This window comes from Mycobacteriales bacterium (assembly GCA_035690485.1).
Classification (GTDB): domain Bacteria; phylum Actinomycetota; class Actinomycetes; order JAFAQI01; family DASSKL01; genus DASSKL01.
Genome location: DASSKL010000085.1, coordinates 1 through 2,813 on the forward strand (window position 1 = coordinate 1; position 2,813 = coordinate 2,813).

Sequence of the window (2,813 nt, forward strand, 5' to 3'; positions counted from 1 at the left end):
AAGACGATCACCGTGATCGAGGGCGCGGCCGGGGCTGGCAAGACTGCCCGTCTCGCGGCAACCCGCGAGCGAGCGGTCGCGGCCGGGCGTCTGATGGTCGTGGTGACACCGACTCTCAAGGCGGCCCAGGTCGCAGAGGGCGCAATCGGCGCGGCGTCGTACTCCGCAGCCTGGCTGCTCCACCAGCACGGCTTCCGCTGGGACGAGGACGGTCGGTGGAGTCGAGTCGACTCCGCGCCCGACGTCAGCGCCCGACTACGTCGAGGCGACCTGCTCGTCGTCGACGAGGCGGGCATGGTCGACCAGGACACTGCCCGCGCGCTACTCCGCCTGGCCGACGAGACCCAGGCGCTCGTGATGCTGGTCGGCGACCGCCATCAACTCCCGGCCGTCGGCCGTGGCGGGGTCCTGGATCTGGCGATCAGGTACGCACCCGATCGGGTGCAACAGCTCGACGGCGTACGCCGCTTCAAGGACCCCCGCTATGCCGAGCTTTCGGTGCGGATGCGGACGGGCACCGCGCCTGGCGAGGTGTTCGATGAACTCCTCGCCCGCGGCGAGATCGTCATCCACGGAAGCGACGTCGAGCGGACCCGACGGCTCGCCGCTGAAGCCAGCGTCGGCAAGCTCGTCGTCGCCGACACCCGCGAGCAGGTGGGCCGGATCAACGCCTTCGCGCACCGGATCCGCAACGCGGCCGGTGAGGTCGACGAGCAGGTGCTGACCGCGGCAGGTGAACGGCTCGGCGTCGGCGACACCATCGCGACCCGGCGCAACGACCGCGATGCCGACGTCGCGAACCGCGAGTTGTGGACCGTCGTCTCGTGTGATCGTGGCGCGCTCACCGTGAAGGGCGAGGCGGGGACGCGGGTGCTTCCGCACGACTACGTGCGGCGCCATGTTGAGCTGGCCTACGCCACGACGGCCTACGGCGCGCAGGGCGCCACGGTCGCCGAGAGCCATGTGTTGGTCGGCGAGCACAGCGGAGCCGCGTCGGCGTACGTCGGGATGACACGCGGCCGCGAGCGAAACGTCGGGCACCTCGTCGCCGAATCCGTCGAGGATGCGCGCAAGCAGTGGTGCGACGTGTTCGGCCGGGACCGTGCCGACCTCGGGCCGGCCCACGCACGCGAGGCTGCGGTCGAGGCGATCGAGCGGTACGGGCCGATGCAGGCGCGCTACACCCGGCAGACGTCGGCACCTCGGAGGCGCCCGGAGCCGGACCTCCCCTTTCGGCCGCCCGCTGTGTCGACCAGCGGCCCGGGCCTCGGCTTGTAGGCACCCCAGGGCAGACGTCCGAGCTGCCGTCGGCCCTCTGCGGCATGATTGACATACCCGCCCGCCCACGAGAGGAGCTCGTCGTGACTGCACTTGCCGTCGAACGGTCCGCCGTCGACAAGTTCGAAGCCCCTCTGTACACGCTCGCCGAGGCTGCCCGGTACCTAGACGTGAACGACGGCACGTTCCGGACCTGGGCGCGCGGCTACGAGATGCGCGACAGCAAGCGGATCGTCCGGGGGGCGCCAGTCATCACCGCCCTTGGTGCCGCAGGTCAGCGCGGTCCGGCCATCCCGTTCGTCGGACTAGCCGAGGGGTACGCCCTCTCTGCAATCCGCAAGGCTGGAGTTCCGCTCCAAAGGATCCGTCCAGCGCTTGATCGACTGGAGCAGGAGTTCGGCATCCACAATGCGCTGGCATCGCAGCGGCTCTACACCGACGGCGTGGAGGTTCTGTACGACTACACGCAAGAGGTCGAGGACGCCGAGCCCACCTCACGACGTGACCTGGTCGTCGTGCGCGACGGCCAGGGAGTCTTCGCTGAGGTCGTGCGGGAGTACCTCAAGCGAATCACCTGGGGAGCTGACGGCTATGCGGTCGCCATTCCGCTGCCCGGCTACGCCCAAGCCGAGGTCGTCGCCGATATCCGCCGCGGCTTCGGCCAGCCGACCTTCAAACATGGCGGGGCACGGGTCGAAGACGTGCTGGGCCTGTTCTATGCCGGTGAATCCGCGGCCACCGTGGCGGCGGAGTTCGGTCTCAGTGTGACCGAGGTGGAAGACGCCATCCGAGTCGACAAGAGCTGACGGAGCGATGCGTGGAGTCGGCCTCAGTTCTTCGTCGACCGAAGCTTGGGACGGATCGAGGTTCCACGCCTGCTGCGTGAATACGGATGGGAACTGACCACCCTCGCCGAGCACTACGGCGAGAAGACGGGGCAGGGTGTCGACGACGTCGATTGGCTGACCGTCGCTGGCGAACATGGCTGGCCGGTTCTCATGAAGGACACTCGGATCCGACGGACGACCTCCGAGCGCGAAGCCCTGATCAAGGCGGGCGTCCGTGCCTTCTGCATCTCCTCGGGCAACCTCACCTCGGCCGTCATGGCTGAGTACCTCATCAAGCACCGGGCCGCCATCTGGCGCGCAGCCTCCAGCGACAGCCCGGGGATCTGGATCGTGTCCAAGACCGCCGTGCGGCCGGCCGAGCTCTGACCCGGGTCATGGCCCGTCCCGAGATCTCGCCCAGTGGCCGGAGCCTGCGGTTCGGCCTCAGGCCGTTCGCCACAGCCTGATCAGTTGCTCACCGACGTCGAGCCTGTCGTCGTAAGGCTCCACCGCGACGCCCACCGTGCACCCCGGTCCGCTCGGCGCCAGCACAACGTTGTGGCCGTTGCCCAAGTCCGCCCACCTCCGTGCGAACGCGACTCCAGCGTTCCACGTTGCCGGGGCGGCCGGGTGCCGCGACGTTGCCAGTTGAGTGGCGAGCCGTTCGGCGATCTTGGCGACGGTCGCTGCCGGCTTGATCCCGTCGCC

General features: G+C 69.2%; 3 protein-coding genes and 1 pseudogene. 3 read left to right on the forward strand and 1 reads right to left on the reverse strand.

What is annotated here, in order from left to right:
• The 3 genes and pseudogenes from VFJ21_12895 to VFJ21_12905 all read left to right on the forward strand — a co-directional run.
• Positions 1-1,278, forward strand: a 1,278-nt coding sequence (locus VFJ21_12895; protein HET7408017.1) for an AAA family ATPase, incomplete at its 5' end; no start/stop codon positions are given.
• An 83-nt stretch (positions 1,279-1,361) separates the two neighbouring features.
• Positions 1,362-2,084: a DUF433 domain-containing protein gene (locus VFJ21_12900; GenBank protein ID HET7408018.1), complete on the forward strand. Its 723-nt coding sequence runs from the start codon at positions 1,362-1,364 to the stop codon at positions 2,082-2,084.
• Positions 2,085-2,117: 33 nt separating this feature from the next.
• Positions 2,118-2,492: pseudogene (locus VFJ21_12905) on the forward strand (hypothetical protein).
• Positions 2,493-2,549: 57 nt separating this feature from the next.
• Here VFJ21_12905 and VFJ21_12910 read toward each other — a convergent pair.
• On the reverse strand, positions 2,550-2,813 hold a 264-nt coding region (locus VFJ21_12910; GenBank protein HET7408019.1), incomplete at its 5' end, for a hypothetical protein.